We start from the raw sequence: 15,246 nt of genomic DNA, 5'->3' as shown, positions 1-15,246 counted from the left end.
TATAATGAGAGAACTCTATAGCTGCAAGTATTTATATTTCTTGTATTTTAGTAATAATCAATTTGCATTGCCTCTAATAAAAATTGACATGATAGAAATTCAAAAGCTGAAGAATATTGTTCTTCATTATTACCAATTAGCAGTGATTGATATTACACCCATGGAACCTGGTTGGGCTGCATTAGCATATAGAGTGCAAACAGAAGATGGGAAAATATTTTTCCTGAAGGTATATGAGAAAAACAGAAGTTCTATTGCTTATATCTTGGATACAGTCCCAACCTATTTGTTTTTTATTAATTGGCTGAATTCGGAGGCTCTTTTAAAAGGGAAGATTTCATCAATGATTCATACAAATAATGGAGATATTAGAATAGAAGATGAGAGCGGCATTTACATTCTTATGGATTATATAGAAGGAGATACAGTAGGGGAAAGGGATCTTACAGGAAAAGAGGTCCGGGAACTGGCAGAGATTATTGCACAGCTGCATACCATAGATCCTCCGGTATCTTTACAAACGGAATCCATTACGGAAAAATTTCAGCTTTCATTTCTAAATAAACTAAGAGAATGGCTGACTTCTAAACTGGTAGCATTGAAACCTGATATTCAGGATGTCTTAAAGCCATATCTTAACAGTTTGATCCGTCAGACCGAGGAATTGGAAGTTATGGGTAAACAGTTTTCTCAATACAGTTTTACCTTTGTACTTTGTCATACAGATATTCATCATTGGAACATTATTGCAGATGAAAACCATATCCATCTTATTGATTGGGAAGGCATAAAGTATGCACCAGCCGAAGCCGATATTTTTTGTCTTTATCAGGAATCTTATTTCTCGGAATTCATGAAATATTATCAGGATTTACGACCATCTTATGAAATCAATATGGAGTTACTGAGATACTATATGATAAGCCGGCATATGACTGATCTCTGGGAAGGGATAGAGCAATTACAGTTCGATGAATTGTCCTCTGAAGAATATGATGAGCAATTGAAGGCTTTGGGGGTGGTATGTGTGGAAAATGCAATGTTTATTAAAAGTTTTAATTAATAACCTATCCTGATAAAATAAAAAACCACTGCAATTGCAGTGGTTTTTATATACAAAATTATTTATCTAAAAAGAAACCTCATTCACTTCTTTTCCTCGTTGGAAGTTCATCATTTTCTGGCTGCCTTTGTAGGCAATACTCACCAGGTTGATTTGCTTCGGAAAAGAGCTTAAAAGGATCGTATTTTTAATCTTTAAGGTATTGATATCCGAAACTCCTCCGGTCTCAAAATATACCCATACAGTTTCTCCGCTGATCTGACTTCCCGTGAAGGTAATTGTTTTGGGAGCACCATTGACAAATACATCAAAATTATTGTTCACATATTTTTTCACCTCGGCTTCAAATCCTGCTGTGTTAGGATTGATTTTAATAGCGTCAGAGATATGGCTTGTATTCATTTTTGTGGTAAACTTCAATGTCTTGCTTCCATCAATATAATCCACTTTGGTCATTGAAGAGAAAAAGTCTACATACATAAAACTCATTAACACAAAAAATGTTAAAATTCCTGATATATATAAAAGTTTTTTCATCTTAATTAATAGATTTACAATCATACTTGCTAGTTATAGTTCACAAATAATATGCCAATTAAAAATTTACATTCACAGAATACTTGTCGTAAAATGCTTTAATATGTGCTACTGCCTCATCAGCAGTGTCTACCACACGGTAAAGGTCAAGATCATCTTCTAAAATCATTCCTTCTTTTACCAGAGTAGTTTTGAACCAGTCTAATAATCCACTCCAGAATTCACTTCCTACCAATACGATCGGGAATTTACCAATTTTATTGGTTTGAATTAAAGTTAAAGCTTCCGTTAGTTCATCCAATGTTCCGAAGCCTCCTGGCATTACTATGAATCCCTGGGAATATTTTACAAACATTACTTTTCTCACGAAAAAGTAATCGAAGTTCATGGAGTATGACTTGTTGATATAAGGATTGAAATGCTGCTCAAAAGGCAGATCAATATTAAGTCCGATTGATCTTCCTTTGGCATTAAATGCGCCTTTATTTCCAGCTTCCATAATTCCCGGGCCTCCACCTGTAATAATTCCGAAACCCAGTTTGGTGATTTTCTCAGCAATTTCTACAGCCATTTCATAGTATTTATTTTCCGGTTTCAGGCGTGCTGAACCAAATATAGATACACATGGACCTATTTTTGCCAATTTTTCATAACCATCTACAAATTCAGCCATAATCTTGAAGACCATCCAGCTGTCTTTAGTGATGGTTTCATCCCATGTTTTTTGTCTAAGACTATTATGCAGCTTTGTTTCGTTACTATCAAATTCAGGATTCACTAAACTTTCATCCCTGGTTCCATCCATTCCCATTGGTAAAATTTATTTAAAATGTTTTTCGGCTTCTATTACAGATTCTGGTCTTCCAACATCTATAAGAATACTGTCATGCAGAAAACCATGTATATGTTCGGTCTGCATAAGATCCAGATATTCTTCCATAACAGAGAATTTGCCTTTTCTTTTTATTTTTTCAAAGATGACAGGATTGATACAGTGAACTCCACTGAAGGCAAGAGCCTTAAATCCTTTATTAAATTCAGCCAGCCTCTGTTCACCTGTCTGTACATTCAGCCAGCCTCTTAATACTAAATCATCATTGAAAAGGAGTTTTCTCGAACTTTCGCGGTCCGATACTGCTAAAGTAGCAAAATCTTTTATTTTTTTGTGGTATTCTACCAATGCATTAATATTGAGATCAGTTAAAATATCAGCATTTAAAATTAAAAAATCTTCTCCATGATCTAGAAATCTTCTGGCAAAAATCAAGCCGCCACCGGTTTCCAATAGCTCATTGGTCTCATCGGAGATTTCAATCTTACAGCCGAAGTTATCATTTTTATTTAAAAAATCAACAATCTGATCTCCAAAATGATGAATATTAATCACAAAATCTTTTATTCCATATCCTTTTAGATAATTGATATTTCTTTCCAAAAGAGGAATACCATTCACCTGAGCCAAAGCTTTAGGATGGTGGTCTGTAAATGGCTTAAGCCTTGTGCCTTTCCCGGCGGCGAAAATAAGAGCCTTCATATAGTATGAGTAATAAATGATGAGTAATGAGTAAGGTAATAACGGAATGCGAATATTACTGATTGTTCATTACTCATTACTAATGTTCAGTTGTGGTTGTTCGTCGTGATGAATGGTTACTTCAGTACCATTAGGATACTTTTCTTTGATAAATTCTGCGATTTTGATAGCAGAATATACAGATCTGTGCTGCCCGCCGGTACATCCGAAATTGATCTGAAGATTTTCAAATCCTCTTGCCAGATAATCATCGATATTAATAGATACCAGAGACTTTATCAGTTCCAGAAACTTAGGCATTTCAGTTTTGGTTTCAAGATACTCCTGTACACCGATATCATTTCCGGTCTGGCTTTTATATTCTTCAATTCTTCCGGGATTTAAAATTCCTCTGCAGTCAAAGGCAAAACCGCCTCCGTTTCCTGATTGATCTTTTGGAATTCCTCCTTTTTTGTACGAAAAACTGTGGATGTCGATGTGTAGCATTTTCTTCTTTATTTTATTGTAATATTCTTTAAAACCTTAAAGCGCTTAATGGTTCAAATTTAATATTTCTTTAATCTTCTGTTCTGTTTTATAAGAGGTCAGTTGTTCTATGACTTTATTAAGCTCCGGATAATGTTTCATGTCTTCCCAGGAAGTGGCAAATTGTGTAATGTTTTGAATTCCTTTCTCAAGACTTGCCATAAAGTGTTGTTTCCTTTGAATTAAGCCTCTGAAACCATAGGCTCCTAAGACTTGTAAGAATCTCATCATTTGCATTGGTTTCACCGAGTTTTTTAGTTGATTCTGAGTTTTTTGATCTTCAAAAAGTTGGATGTAAAAATCCAGCATTTGATTTTTAAAGGCTTCAGGGAAATCTGCCTTGGCTTGAAACAGCAATGAAATAACATCATACATCAAAGGCCCTTTCATTGCCGACTGATAATCAATAAATGAAACTTCATCTTTTTCATTCACCATGATATTCCTTGCCTGAAAGTCCCGGATCATGATGCCTTTAGGTTCAAGACTTTCCACCAATGCCGCAATTTTTTTGAACTCTTTCAATAAGGCAGACTTATTATATTCCAGTTCCAGAACATCAGCTACAAAATTTTTAAAATAATACAGATCATGAATCACAGGAAGTTCATCATAATTTTCATATTCAAATGTTTTCGAAAAATCAATTTTTCCCTGTGTTTGAAGCTGCAGTCTGAAAAGCTTTTCCAAAGTCTGTTCTACCAAAGATTTTATATGGGGTGATAGCTGTTCTTTTGTAATCAGCTCTGACAACGTTTGTGTACCTAAGAATTCCTGAATATACATTTTCCTGTCTTCTGAAATGGCAAGAATGGCAGGAGTATTAAGGTGAAGTGTAGAAAATACTTCAGAATAATAAAGAAAACTTTCATTTTCCGGAATATTCTCATTGTAGGTGATGATGTATTTTTCAGTGTCGGTTATGGCCAGAAAGTTGACCCTCGCAGAACCACTTTGAGCTAATGTGATGAATTCAGTAGATTTTTTGCCGAGTTGGTTTTCAAAAAATCGATTTGCGTGTTCAGAAGTCATAATAATATGGAAACAAATATAGTAATTTAACATGAATAGTGTTAGGCTGGAAGAAGGAAGCTGGGAGAGGGGAGAACTGAATGCTAAAATATTGGATGAGGTTCGTTTTTATAAACTTTATCTGAATGCCCACGGGTAAATTTTCTTTTATTTGTCACCAAATAGTGTATTTTGTGTGTCCTACAGATTGTTTTAGAAGGGATACTTTAACTTTTTTGTTTCTCGTTCAGGTTATTACGGCCTAATTTTTATCTTTGTAATATGTTAAAGGACTTTAAGCCGGTTTTAGGAATTTTACTGCGCTTCATCATTATTTATCTGGTGTTGCTTTTTGCGTATCAATTTTATCTGAATGCAGGCAGGGATTCTGGATTGGATCCTTTTTCAGGAATTATTGCCAACCAGGTGAACGCAGTACAAAATGTGTTAGGGTATCCATCTCAATTGTACAATGATGTGAAGAATGAACAGGTTTGGTTTTATGTAAAGAAACAGTATGTCACAAGAATGGTGGAAGGTTGTAATGCTATTTCTGTGATGATTCTATTTGTATCTTTTGTTTTTGCTTTTTATAAAGGGTCTAAAACCTTTGTTTTTGTACTGGCGGGTCTTGTCTTACTCTATATCATGAATCTTTTGCGGATTGTAGGCCTGAATATGGTCATGGCAGAACACAAGGAATATGGTAAAATGTTCCATGATTTTGTTTTTCCCGCAGTTATTTATGGAAGTGTTGTTTTACTTTGGTTAATCTGGATTAAATTCTTTGCTTTACAACATGAAAATTCTTAGCTGGCTTCTTGTTATTTTAGGAATCTGTGGACTAATAGGAGTCAGGGTGATGGAGGATAAAATATTTTATGATCCGTTTCTGGACTATTTCCACGAAGGAAATAAAAATATAAGTTTCCCGGTATTTGAATGGGGGAAACTAATAGGTGCCCATTTGTTCAGATTTATCCTTAATCTTTTTTTCTCCTGTCTGATTATCCAAGGGCTGTTTAAGAATAGACAATGGACTTTACAGGGTGCTTTGTTGATGATTATTGTTTTTGCAATTGCTTTCCCTATTTATCTGTTTTGTATTCAAAATACATTCGAAATAGGATATCTGTTTTCCTTTTATATGCGAAGGTTTGTGATTCAGCCTTTGATTATACTATTGATTGTTCCTATGTTTTATTATAGAAAACAAATGGTAAAGAGCGATTAAGATTATTTCCTTATTTATATTATCGCTTAGTCTACAGTGTGCTTATCTACGCTTGTTACATTTTCTGCCGTCCATTCCACTCTTTTTACGAAATCTTTCTGCCGAACAGGGCAGTTTTCAATCTGGCATACCGGACATGAAATAGGCTTACAGTCATCCATGTGAAAATTGAACTCAATATTTCTTTTGATATTGTTGGCTAAAAGAATAATGACTTTCTCCATTTCATTGTGGGCATCCCTAAGATCATAATACCAGGGTAGGGTGATATGAGCATCAATATGTAACGAGGCCCCAAACTGCTGGATTTTCATATTGTGCACATCAATCCATTCTGTATGTCTGTTTTTTTCGAGAATTTTAATGACCTGATGCAGTATTTCCGGATCCTGTTCATCCATAATGCCACTCAAAGACTTTCGGACGATTTTATAGCCTACAAATATGATATAAAGTCCAAATACCAAAGCGACCACAGAATCCAGCCAATAGATTTTGGTGAAGTAAACAACCACTAAACTGGCTACTACTCCCAGTGTTGTAATGGTATCAGACTGTAGGTGTTTTCCTGAGGAAATAAGAACGAGGGAGTTTTCTTTCTGACCTTTCTTGATGGAAATATATCCTAAAAGATAGTTGATAATGGCGGTGGCCATGATGATCCAAATCCCTAAATCAATTTTGCTTAAAGTTTTTCCTACAATAAGACTGTGTATCCCTTCATAAATGATCATAAGACCGGCAATGGCAATGAGAGCACCTTCAATACCGGATGTAACAAATTCAACCTTTCCATGGCCGTAAGGGTGATCTTCATCCTTAGGTTTTGCGGCAAGATGAAGAGAATATAATCCCATAAAGGCACTGATGACATTCACAATGCTTTCCATAGCATCGGAGAATACAGCATCGGAATTGGTAAGCTTCCATGCAATAATTTTTCCTACAAAAAGAATAACTCCAAATGCAGCAATAATTTTTTGAAATCCTATTTTTTCTTTGTGGGTATTCATAAATGTGTTTGATAAAAAAAAGAATCTCAATTCTGAGACTCTTTTTATTTTGTTAGTTTATACTAAGTTGTTTGCTACAAGGTATTCTGCGATTTGTACAGCGTTTGTTGCGGCTCCTTTCCTCAGGTTGTCTGCAACGATCCAAAGGTTGAGCGTTTTCGGCTGTGACAGGTCTCGTCTGATTCTTCCTACAAAGACTTCATCTTTTCCTTCCGAGTATAATGGCATCGGGTAGTGGTTGTTTTTCACATCGTCCATTACAATTACTCCAGGAGTTTCAGATAAGATTTTTCTTACTTCATCCAATTCAAATTCATTTTCAAATTCGATGTTTACACTTTCTGAGTGACCTCCCTGAACCGGGACTCTTACTGCAGTAGCTGTTAAATTGAAAGTGTCATCGCCCAGGATTTTCTTAGGCTCTTTCATCAATTTAATTTCTTCTTTTGTATAATCATCATCTGCAAATACATCGCAATGAGGCAATGCATTCTTGAAGATCTGATATGGATATACTTTTGCAGCAGAATCATCACCGCTGATTTCTCCGTTTAACTGGTCAACTGCCGCTTTTCCTGTTCCTGTTACAGATTGGTAAGTAGAAACAATTACTCTTTTTAAATCATATTTTTTGTTCAAAGGTCCTAAAACCATTACCAACTGAATGGTAGAACAGTTCGGATTTGCAATGATCTTGTCTTCTTTAGTCAATACATCTGCATTAATTTCAGGAACGACTAATTTTTTATCAGGATCCATTCTCCATGCTGAAGAGTTATCAATAACTGTTACTCCAGCTTCTGCAAATAAAGGAGCAAATTCAAGAGAAGTAGAACCTCCGGCAGAAAAGATAGCAATATCCGGTTTGGCAGCTATAGCGTCCTTCATGCTTACAATCGTAAATTCCTTCTGTTTATACTTCACCTTCTTGCCTACAGATTTTTCGGATGCTACCGGGATTAATTCTGTTACAGGGAAGTTTCTTTCTTCCAAAACTTTCAGCATAACTTGTCCAACCATTCCTGTTGAACCTACTACAGCTACTTTCATTGATTAATTAAAAATTTTAAGATTAAATTATTTACAAATTATAACGCATATAATTTCTTTGTCTGTTTTAAGCCCCAAAAACTCTTGCCCAAGGGAATGCGAACGCAAATAAACCCACGGCAATTAATCCCATAATGGTAATTCCAAGGGAAATGGTATCGTTTGATTTTACTTTTTTGTTGATGATGGTCATTAATACTGCTGCAATAAGCATAGAAAATGGGTGTTCAACAAATGTTTGTCTGCTGTAGGCATCTTTCATTAATGTTCCTGAATCTAATGCAGCTTTGAAACCTGGTGAAAATATGAATAACAAGCATATTCCTAATAGAAACTGAACGTGGAAGAAAATCATCGTGAAGAGAGTGGTCTTCTTTAAAAATTTGTTCACTTTTCCACTGAAACCGAACATTGTAGCTAAAAGTGCAATAGTAAATAATGCCACTAAAAGTAGTTCTAAATATCCGAATCCTTTGTGTGCACTAAGAAAAATCTTGTAAAAATCCATAATCTATTTTTTTTGTACACAAAGATAGCAAAAATCCCGGCTCAAAGCCGGGATTCATATTTATAAAATCTAATATTGTTATATTATTAGAAGTTGAATGATATGGTTGCTGCCCATGTTCTTCCGAATCCGAAGAACACTCTGTTTGATGGATCAATACCTTTGTAAAGAGTAGCTTGATATGCATCATACTTTTGTTGAGCAGTTGTGGTTACCCCTCCTGTTGTAGTAGTAGTAAAGTCACCTGCCGTTTTAACAAAATTATTGGTTGCACCATCTTGGATATATGTAGTATCAAATAAGTTGTATACGTTGGCTCCAATTGTGAAATACTGATTATTATCTTTTAATCTTATTTTATAAGAAATACCTAAGTCTGTAAGATTGTAATCAGGTAATTTCAATACTCCTCTGTCTTGGTTTGCAATATTTGAGAAGGTAGCAATATCTATTGAAGAATAAAGCTTACCTACATAACGCCATCCAGCATAGATGCTTAAATCTTTTACCGGTTTAACAGTAGCACCCAATGAAGCTGTCATTTGAGGAATACTGTTGCTGCTTGTACCTCCAACTTTTACTTTATCAATATAAAGAGTAGTTGTGTTTGAATCTCCGGCAACAGTTAGTGGATTGTTGTTTCCATCAAATGTTGTTCCTGTAGCGTTTCCTTTGTAATAGTAATCTCCCCAAGAGAACATACCATTAAGTTCTAAGAATTTATTAAGTTTATAAGTTGCGTCAACTTCTACTCCCTGGTGAATCTCTGTAATTCCATTCATTTCTGCGTAAGCGTCAGTTACATCAGGAACCTGGATAGTTCTTCTTAATGCTCTGTCTTTCCATTGAGTTCTGTAAACGTTAACATTTGCAGTGAAGTTTGCAGACCTGAAACCATATCCAACTTCAGCAGAGAAAATTTTCTCATTAGTAAGTTGAGGGTTTACAACTTGCTGGTTACTTGGGTAAACAGTATTCATGAATGGTTGTTTGCTGTAATAACCAACATTTGCGAAAACGTTGTGATTCTCGTTAATGTTATAGTTAGCCCCCCCTTTGATGTTATATCCAAAGATGTTTTTGAAACCTGTTTTTCTGTTTACAGTTTGATTTCTCTGTACTGTAACACCATCCTGAACAAACTCATCAATTCTTTGGTAAGCTTGGTTTGATACTGATCCCTGTAAGAAAGCAGATAACTTATCTTTAGTATACTCAATCTGTCCAAATCCACTGTACCAAAGTACTTCTCCATCATTGCTGAATCCAACTCTTTCATTTAAAGGAACTTGGCTTCCTCCAAAAGGATTCCAGTTCAATTTTTTATAGTCAGAAGTTGCAGTTACTACATTTGGTGGAATGTTTTTGTTGGCGTTGTCTTTATATCCTGATGCTCCATATAAATCAGAAACAACCTGATAGTGGTATCCGTAATAATATCTATTGTCAGTACCTATTGAGAAATTCCAGTTGTCATTAACTTTATGTTGGAAATTTGCTAAAATCCCGTACCAGTTATGAGAGTTAATACTCGCTCTACGAATTAATGTATTTCCAGCAGCTGCTGTATTTGGATTAACCGCAGCATTTTCAGCGAAAACTTTGTCGTAATTATAAAGGCCTTGGGCATCTCTGAAATATGGTACGTTATTTACAAGAGCTGATAAACCTCTACCATTCACTTTACCAAGATCAGAAGTTCCACCACCTCTACCATTAGACATATAGGCAACTGTACTTAGTTTGGATTTATCATTGATAGTCCAGTCCCAGTTAAGCATAATTACAGGTTTGTTATAGTAGTTAGCTCTGTTTGCTAAAGCAACTCTTTTCCCTTCACCATTTGTGTAATATCCCCAGTCACTGTTGTAAGTTCTGTCAGGAGTTCCATCATTATCCGGGTTATATTTGATATAATCACCAATAGATGGAGCGTAAGATCTTTGATCATGCCATTGTGGGGCTCCTGTAATTGTAAACTGGAAGCTGTGTTTTTTACTAGCTTCCCAACCTAATGCGAAGAAATATGCGTATGCTTCGTAATCTGTATTTTGAATGTAAGTAGAACCAGACTGTCTGCTCATTAAGAATGAAGAAGACCAACCTGTATCAGACTTACCTGTATTATAAGCAAATGATGTTTTTAGAAAGTCATTGTTACCAACTCCTAGTCTTACAATACCTCCTTTTTTCATATCTGCTGCCTTTGTGATGAAGTTCATTGTACCTCCAACAGAAGCAATAGCTAATTTAGAAGAACCAAGACCTCTTTGTACCTGCATGAAACTTGTTACGTCAGATAATCCAGTCCAGTTTGAGAAATAAACAGTACCACCCTCCATATCATTTACAGGCATACCGTTTACCATTACTGCGATGTTTCTTGATTCAAAACCACGCATAACAATTTGAGAGTCTCCAAAACCACCACCACCTTTTGTAGCATATACTGAAGGTGTTGTGTTTAGTAATTCAACAAGCTCTTGATTTCCTTGTCTTTCTAAAATCTGTGCAGCTTTAATAGTGGATACTGCAACTGGTGTCTTTCTATCTTTAGCGATATCTGTAACACCTCTTAGGATTACCTCCTCAATGTCTTTGGATTTAGCGACTGTATCCTGAACTTGTTGAGCGTAATAGACGCTAGCTGTTGATAATGTAATTACCGCAGTTAGAATCGATTTGTTGATTAATTTCATAATCGTTAGTAATAATTAGATTTAATTTTCTGCAAAATTCGCAAAATATATTTTAACTATTATTAACTCAATGTTAATTTTTAATCAGTCTTAATAATGCTAATCGTTTGATTGTTAGTAAAATGAATAAAAAATGACTTTTGGCATGAAAAAAGTCATGTTATTGAATTTTTAATAAAGCGGGTGTGTTTTTATTAAAAATTCAACGCTATTTCACTGCTTTGAGACTCAAATCTATATTCTCAGCAGAGTGTGTTAAAGCCCCTACAGAGATATAAGTTACCCCTGTTGATGCGATTTCTTTAAGCATGTCTCGGGTGATCCCACCTGATGCTTCAGACTCAGTAGAACCATTTATCATTTTCACAGCTTTCTTCATCATTTTAACATCCATGTTATCAAGCATGATTCTGTCAACTTTTGCATTGATGGCTTCCTGAACTTCTTCCAGATTTCTGGTTTCTACTTCAATTTTTAACTTTTTCTTCGTTTTTTTAACGTAGTCTTTAGCCATTTTTACTGCGTTGGTAATGCTGCCATTATAATCAATATGGTTATCTTTAAGCATAATCATATCATAAAGACCATATCTGTGGTTGGTTCCGCCACCAATGGCAACTGCCCATTTTTCACACATTCTGAAGTTTGGAGTTGTTTTTCTTGTGTCTAAAAGCTTCGTTTTTGTTCCTACTAATCTTGAGTCCCAATCATGAGTTAACGTTGCTATACCGCTCATTCTCTGCATGCAATTAAGAACAAATCTTTCTGTAGAAAGGATAGATCTTGCACTTCCGGTTACTATTAAAGCTATATCTCCTACTTTACAAGGTGTTCCATCCTTGATCAATGTTTCAACTTTAAGATTTTTATCAAAAGTTTTAAAAATAATCTCTGCCAATTCTACTCCTGCAAGGATACAATCTTGTTTTACCAATAATTTAGCACTCTGTTGAAGATTTTCCGGAATGGTGGAAAGGGTAGAGTGGTCTCCATCCTGAATATCTTCTTCAAGCGCAGTTTTTATAAATGTTTTTAATGCTTTATCTGTAACGTAGGCTGGTCTTTTCATTTGTTATATTTTTTAATAATATCTGGATAAACCTTTTCCGAATAATAAATCGTGTATGATAAATAGAATGATAATCTCATGATTTTTAGCTTCTATTTTTTCAAATTCAATATAATCTTGAATAGTAGTATTGTCTTGGTTTATTCCTCTGTATTTTAATACTTCTTTAGTAAATCTTCCTTCTCTTTTTATATAGAAATCCCATTTAAAGTTATCCCAGTCGTATTCTTGTGTAAAATAATGGATTTTATTTTTATTAAAAGCTAAAATGGGATGCGCGGGATTATTGATATAATAATAAGTTAAAGGTAAGTTGTTGTCTTTTATAAATTCTTCAATATCAATATCAATAGGTTTAGAGGAAATCTTTTGTCTTGAAATTTCTAAGACATTGCATATTATTTTTAAGACTAAAGGATATTTGGATTTTGAAATAAAATATTTTCTTAACCCTATATTGATACCATACCCTGCTGCAATTGCCAAAGGAAATGCTGCAAGAAATAATGATATTTGTACAGAATCATTTAGGTTTTTTCTGAATACTGAAAGGATAAAGATAAAACTGAATGCAAGGAAGGCAATAACGACCTTTCTTGAATAGAACAAAATGTTTATTTCTGTTGTTATATTTAAGTTTCTAAGCTTCATCAGAGGAAGTTTACACTAAATCTTTATTATAAAATGCTCCTTTGTTTTCTGTCATTTCCATAGATTGGGTAATGATGAGATGAGCTACAGTGGTCAGGTTTCTTAGTTCTGACAATTGTGGGGAAAGGATAGAGTAGTGGTAAATCTCATCAACAGCTGCTGCAATTTCCTGATGTTTTTGTAAAGCCATATTCAAACGTCTGTTGCTTCTTACAATTCCTACCAGGTCACTCATCATTTCCTGAAGTTGTTTTCTCAGGTAGCTGATAATAACCATCTCATCCATGATTTTCATTCCTTCCTCGTTCCATTCAGGAACGGCTTTTAAATCATCAAAATTGAATAAGTTTTCATTAAGAAGGGAAACTGTTTTCATAGCAGCATTGTGTCCGAATACTAACCCTTCAAGTAAAGAGTTTGAGGCAAGTCTGTTGGCTCCGTGTAATCCTGAATTGGTGCATTCTCCTACGGCAAAGAGATTTCTGATGGAAGATTGTCCGTCTCTGTCCACTTCAATACCTCCCATGAGATAGTGGCAGGCAGGAACTACCGGAATTAATTGGGTAAACGGATCAATTCCTTCGTCCTTGCATTTTTTATAGATGTTTGGGAAATGTTCAAGGAATCTCTCCTGATTCATTTCTTTGCAGTCAAGACCTACATATTCATCCCCGGAAATTTTCATTTCATTGTCGATAGCTCTGGCTACAATATCTCTGGAGGCTAATTCTTCACGTTCATCATATTTCTGCATGAACTTTTCACCTCGTTTGGTTCTTAATTTGGCTCCATCTCCACGTACTGCTTCAGAAATAAGGAAGAGCATTCCGTCAATCTTATTATAAAGAGCAGTTGGGTGAAACTGGTAATATTGCATATTTGAAACCTTTCCTTTGGCACGGGCTACGAAAGCAATTCCGTCTCCTGTGGCAATGGTAGGATTCGTCGTATTTTTATAAACATGTCCGGCTCCGCCAGTGGCAGCCAGTGTAATTTTAGATGTTATTTTTTTGATGGTCTTGGATTTTTCATCCAAAATATAAGCACCATAACAATGAATGTCTCCCTCATTCAGTTCTTTGCCGGGAACATGGTGCTGGGTAATGATATCAATGACATAATGATGATCCAGGATCTCAATATTCGGACTGCTGTTTGCTGTCTCCAATAGAGCCCTTTCGATTTCAAAACCTGTAATGTCTTTATGGTGGACAATTCTGTTTTCGGTGTGGCCGCCTTCTCTTCCTAAGGCAAATTTGCCGTTTTTCATATCGAATTGAGCGCCCCATTCTACGATCTCGTTGAATCTTGCCGGGGCTTCCTTTACTACCATCTCTACAACATCGCGTTTGTTTTCACCGTCTCCGGCACGCATGGTGTCATCTATATGTTTTTCAAAATTGTCTTTCTGAAAATCAGTAACTACAGCAAGGCCGCCTTGTGCGTATTTGGTATTACTTTCGTCTTCATCAGACTTGGTTACAATGATGATTTTGGCATCAGGGAGTTGTTCAGAAACTTTAATGGCATAAGAAAGTCCGGAAATTCCGGAACCGATTACTAATACATCCGCTTTTATCATGTGCTTGCTTTAGGTACAATCATTTAAATATTAAATAAATTTAAACAATTTTTCGTTTGGTTTCCTTACTTTTTTCATGTACTGGAAGTGATCTTCCTCAGAACGGTAGCCTAAAGCGAGGGTGACGGTTACTTTTTCTGTTTGAGGATTAATGTCTAGAATTTCCTCTATCAGATCTTGTCTGAAGCCTTCCATGGGACATGAGTCTATATTTTCAATGGCAGCGGCATACATCAGATTGGCTAATACGATATAAGACTGCTTTTCTGCCCAATTGAAAATTTCATCCTGTGTTTTTTGATTAACATGCTGATTGATGCTGTTTTTGAATGGATCAAGCATTTCAAGAGGAGTTTCTCTTACTTCTGAAATATGTTTAAAATATCCCTGGATATAATTCTCCTCAATATTTTTTTTTGAAACAATTACAACAAGATGAGAGCATGTAGAAATTTGGGATGGGTTATAAAAAGCAGGGATCAGTTTCTGTTTCATTTCCTCACTTTCAACAACAATAATTTTATACGGTTGAAGCCCAAGAGAGCTTGCAGACAGTTTTCCTGACTCAAGAATGTTGTGAAGGGTTTCCTGAGGAATAATTTGATTATTAAATTTTTTCACAGAATATCTTCTGCTTAAAGCTTCCAAATAATTCATAGCACAAATTTAAGAATTGAATATGAATAAAGGGCTTTAAAATGAAATATATCCTCTTAATTTAATACAAAAAAATCACCCCGCATAGCGGAGTGACTCTTTTAATATGATTG

Annotated in this window: 16 protein-coding genes; 3 read left to right on the top strand and 13 right to left on the bottom strand. The window is 35.2% G+C overall.

The genetic code is table 11. The features are described 5' to 3' along the window. Positions 1-88: 88 nt before the first annotated feature. Positions 89-1,063: a phosphotransferase enzyme family protein gene (locus tag AC3HD6_RS06160; RefSeq protein WP_488895556.1), complete on the top strand. Its 975-nt coding sequence runs from the start codon at positions 89-91 to the stop codon at positions 1,061-1,063. 66 nt (positions 1,064-1,129) lie between these two features. Here AC3HD6_RS06160 and AC3HD6_RS06155 read toward each other — a convergent pair whose 3' ends face one another. The 5 genes from AC3HD6_RS06155 to AC3HD6_RS06135 form a co-directional block, all read right to left on the bottom strand. Next, positions 1,130-1,600 (bottom strand): DUF6702 family protein, encoded by a 471-nt coding sequence (locus tag AC3HD6_RS06155; protein ID WP_228407579.1) that lies wholly within the window; start codon positions 1,598-1,600, stop codon positions 1,130-1,132. A 58-nt stretch (positions 1,601-1,658) separates the two neighbouring features. Next, positions 1,659-2,411, bottom strand: a complete 753-nt coding sequence (locus AC3HD6_RS06150; RefSeq protein WP_488895555.1) for an LOG family protein — start codon at positions 2,409-2,411, stop codon at positions 1,659-1,661. Between the two features lie 9 nt (positions 2,412-2,420). Next, complete coding sequence (locus tag AC3HD6_RS06145) at positions 2,421-3,134, bottom strand: nucleotidyltransferase family protein (RefSeq protein WP_488895554.1); 714 nt, start codon at positions 3,132-3,134, stop codon at positions 2,421-2,423. A 69-nt stretch (positions 3,135-3,203) separates the two neighbouring features. Beyond that, positions 3,204-3,620, bottom strand: a complete 417-nt coding sequence (locus AC3HD6_RS06140; RefSeq protein WP_488895553.1) for a RapZ C-terminal domain-containing protein — start codon at positions 3,618-3,620, stop codon at positions 3,204-3,206. 45 nt (positions 3,621-3,665) lie between these two features. Continuing rightward, on the bottom strand, positions 3,666-4,691 hold the full coding sequence (locus tag AC3HD6_RS06135; protein ID WP_488895552.1) for an aminoglycoside phosphotransferase family protein: 1,026 nt from the start codon (positions 4,689-4,691) through the stop codon (positions 3,666-3,668). A gap of 261 nt (positions 4,692-4,952) precedes the next feature. On the opposite strand from AC3HD6_RS06135, the gene xrtF reads away from it, so the two are divergent. Both xrtF and AC3HD6_RS06125 read left to right on the top strand, forming a co-directional pair. Beyond that, a complete protein-coding gene (gene xrtF, locus AC3HD6_RS06130; protein WP_488895551.1) occupies positions 4,953-5,483 on the top strand; it encodes an exosortase family protein XrtF in 531 nt (176 codons plus the stop codon). Then, complete coding sequence (locus tag AC3HD6_RS06125) at positions 5,470-5,904, top strand: exosortase F system-associated membrane protein (RefSeq protein ID WP_488895550.1); 435 nt, start codon at positions 5,470-5,472, stop codon at positions 5,902-5,904. Before xrtF ends, AC3HD6_RS06125 begins: the two co-directional genes overlap by 14 nt. Positions 5,905-5,930: 26 nt before the next feature. On the opposite strand, the gene AC3HD6_RS06120 is transcribed toward AC3HD6_RS06125, so the two are convergent. The 8 genes from AC3HD6_RS06120 to AC3HD6_RS06085 all read right to left on the bottom strand — a co-directional run bounded on the left by AC3HD6_RS06120 (position 5,931) and on the right by AC3HD6_RS06085 (position 15,133). Further along, complete coding sequence (locus AC3HD6_RS06120; RefSeq protein WP_488895549.1) at positions 5,931-6,917, bottom strand: cation diffusion facilitator family transporter; 987 nt, start codon at positions 6,915-6,917, stop codon at positions 5,931-5,933. Between the two features lie 57 nt (positions 6,918-6,974). Next, the gene (locus AC3HD6_RS06115; protein ID WP_068940569.1) at positions 6,975-7,967 is read right to left on the bottom strand and encodes an aspartate-semialdehyde dehydrogenase; all 993 of its coding nucleotides are present in this window, start codon (positions 7,965-7,967) and stop codon (positions 6,975-6,977) included. A 67-nt stretch (positions 7,968-8,034) separates the two neighbouring features. Continuing rightward, positions 8,035-8,475 carry a hypothetical protein gene (locus AC3HD6_RS06110; RefSeq protein WP_488895548.1) on the bottom strand — a complete coding sequence of 147 codons (441 nt, stop codon included), beginning with the start codon at positions 8,473-8,475 and terminating at the stop codon, positions 8,035-8,037. An 86-nt stretch (positions 8,476-8,561) separates the two neighbouring features. Then, entirely contained in the window at positions 8,562-11,174 is a 2,613-nt protein-coding gene (locus tag AC3HD6_RS06105; protein ID WP_488895547.1) for a TonB-dependent receptor, read from the bottom strand. 208 nt (positions 11,175-11,382) lie between these two features. Further along, positions 11,383-12,243 (bottom strand): carboxylating nicotinate-nucleotide diphosphorylase, encoded by an 861-nt coding sequence (nadC, locus tag AC3HD6_RS06100; protein WP_488895546.1) that lies wholly within the window; start codon positions 12,241-12,243, stop codon positions 11,383-11,385. Between the two features lie 12 nt (positions 12,244-12,255). Continuing rightward, positions 12,256-12,894 (bottom strand): hypothetical protein, encoded by a 639-nt coding sequence (locus tag AC3HD6_RS06095; protein WP_488895545.1) that lies wholly within the window; start codon positions 12,892-12,894, stop codon positions 12,256-12,258. 10 nt (positions 12,895-12,904) lie between these two features. Then, complete coding sequence (gene nadB / locus AC3HD6_RS06090) at positions 12,905-14,476, bottom strand: L-aspartate oxidase (protein ID WP_488895544.1); 1,572 nt, start codon at positions 14,474-14,476, stop codon at positions 12,905-12,907. 30 nt (positions 14,477-14,506) lie between these two features. Further along, on the bottom strand, positions 14,507-15,133 hold the full coding sequence (locus tag AC3HD6_RS06085) for an NAD(P)H-dependent oxidoreductase (protein WP_488895543.1): 627 nt from the start codon (positions 15,131-15,133) through the stop codon (positions 14,507-14,509). Between the last annotated feature and the right edge of the window lie 113 nt (positions 15,134-15,246).

This window comes from Chryseobacterium sp. II3a (genome assembly GCF_057815135.1).
The sequence above is the reverse complement of the archived record's forward strand: the minus strand, read 5'-3'. Positions and strand labels throughout refer to the sequence as shown.

What these genes read in the sequence shown, in the direction of transcription:
- AC3HD6_RS06160 (WP_488895556.1), top strand. Translation starts at nt 89, where the DNA reads ATGATAGAAATTCAAAAGCTGAAGAATATTGTTCTTCATTATTACCAA.
- AC3HD6_RS06155 (WP_228407579.1), bottom strand. Translation starts at nt 1,600, where the DNA reads ATGAAAAAACTTTTATATATATCAGGAATTTTAACATTTTTTGTGTTA.
- AC3HD6_RS06150 (WP_488895555.1), bottom strand. Translation starts at nt 2,411, where the DNA reads ATGGGAATGGATGGAACCAGGGATGAAAGTTTAGTGAATCCTGAATTT.
- AC3HD6_RS06145 (WP_488895554.1), bottom strand. Translation starts at nt 3,134, where the DNA reads ATGAAGGCTCTTATTTTCGCCGCCGGGAAAGGCACAAGGCTTAAGCCA.
- AC3HD6_RS06140 (WP_488895553.1), bottom strand. Translation starts at nt 3,620, where the DNA reads ATGCTACACATCGACATCCACAGTTTTTCGTACAAAAAAGGAGGAATT.
- AC3HD6_RS06135 (WP_488895552.1), bottom strand. Translation starts at nt 4,691, where the DNA reads ATGACTTCTGAACACGCAAATCGATTTTTTGAAAACCAACTCGGCAAA.
- xrtF (WP_488895551.1), top strand. Translation starts at nt 4,953, where the DNA reads ATGTTAAAGGACTTTAAGCCGGTTTTAGGAATTTTACTGCGCTTCATC.
- AC3HD6_RS06125 (WP_488895550.1), top strand. Translation starts at nt 5,470, where the DNA reads ATGAAAATTCTTAGCTGGCTTCTTGTTATTTTAGGAATCTGTGGACTA.
- AC3HD6_RS06120 (WP_488895549.1), bottom strand. Translation starts at nt 6,917, where the DNA reads ATGAATACCCACAAAGAAAAAATAGGATTTCAAAAAATTATTGCTGCA.
- AC3HD6_RS06115 (WP_068940569.1), bottom strand. Translation starts at nt 7,967, where the DNA reads ATGAAAGTAGCTGTAGTAGGTTCAACAGGAATGGTTGGACAAGTTATG.
- AC3HD6_RS06110 (WP_488895548.1), bottom strand. Translation starts at nt 8,475, where the DNA reads ATGGATTTTTACAAGATTTTTCTTAGTGCACACAAAGGATTCGGATAT.
- AC3HD6_RS06105 (WP_488895547.1), bottom strand. Translation starts at nt 11,174, where the DNA reads ATGAAATTAATCAACAAATCGATTCTAACTGCGGTAATTACATTATCA.
- nadC (WP_488895546.1), bottom strand. Translation starts at nt 12,243, where the DNA reads ATGAAAAGACCAGCCTACGTTACAGATAAAGCATTAAAAACATTTATA.
- AC3HD6_RS06095 (WP_488895545.1), bottom strand. Translation starts at nt 12,894, where the DNA reads ATGAAGCTTAGAAACTTAAATATAACAACAGAAATAAACATTTTGTTC.
- nadB (WP_488895544.1), bottom strand. Translation starts at nt 14,476, where the DNA reads ATGATAAAAGCGGATGTATTAGTAATCGGTTCCGGAATTTCCGGACTT.
- AC3HD6_RS06085 (WP_488895543.1), bottom strand. Translation starts at nt 15,133, where the DNA reads ATGAATTATTTGGAAGCTTTAAGCAGAAGATATTCTGTGAAAAAATTT.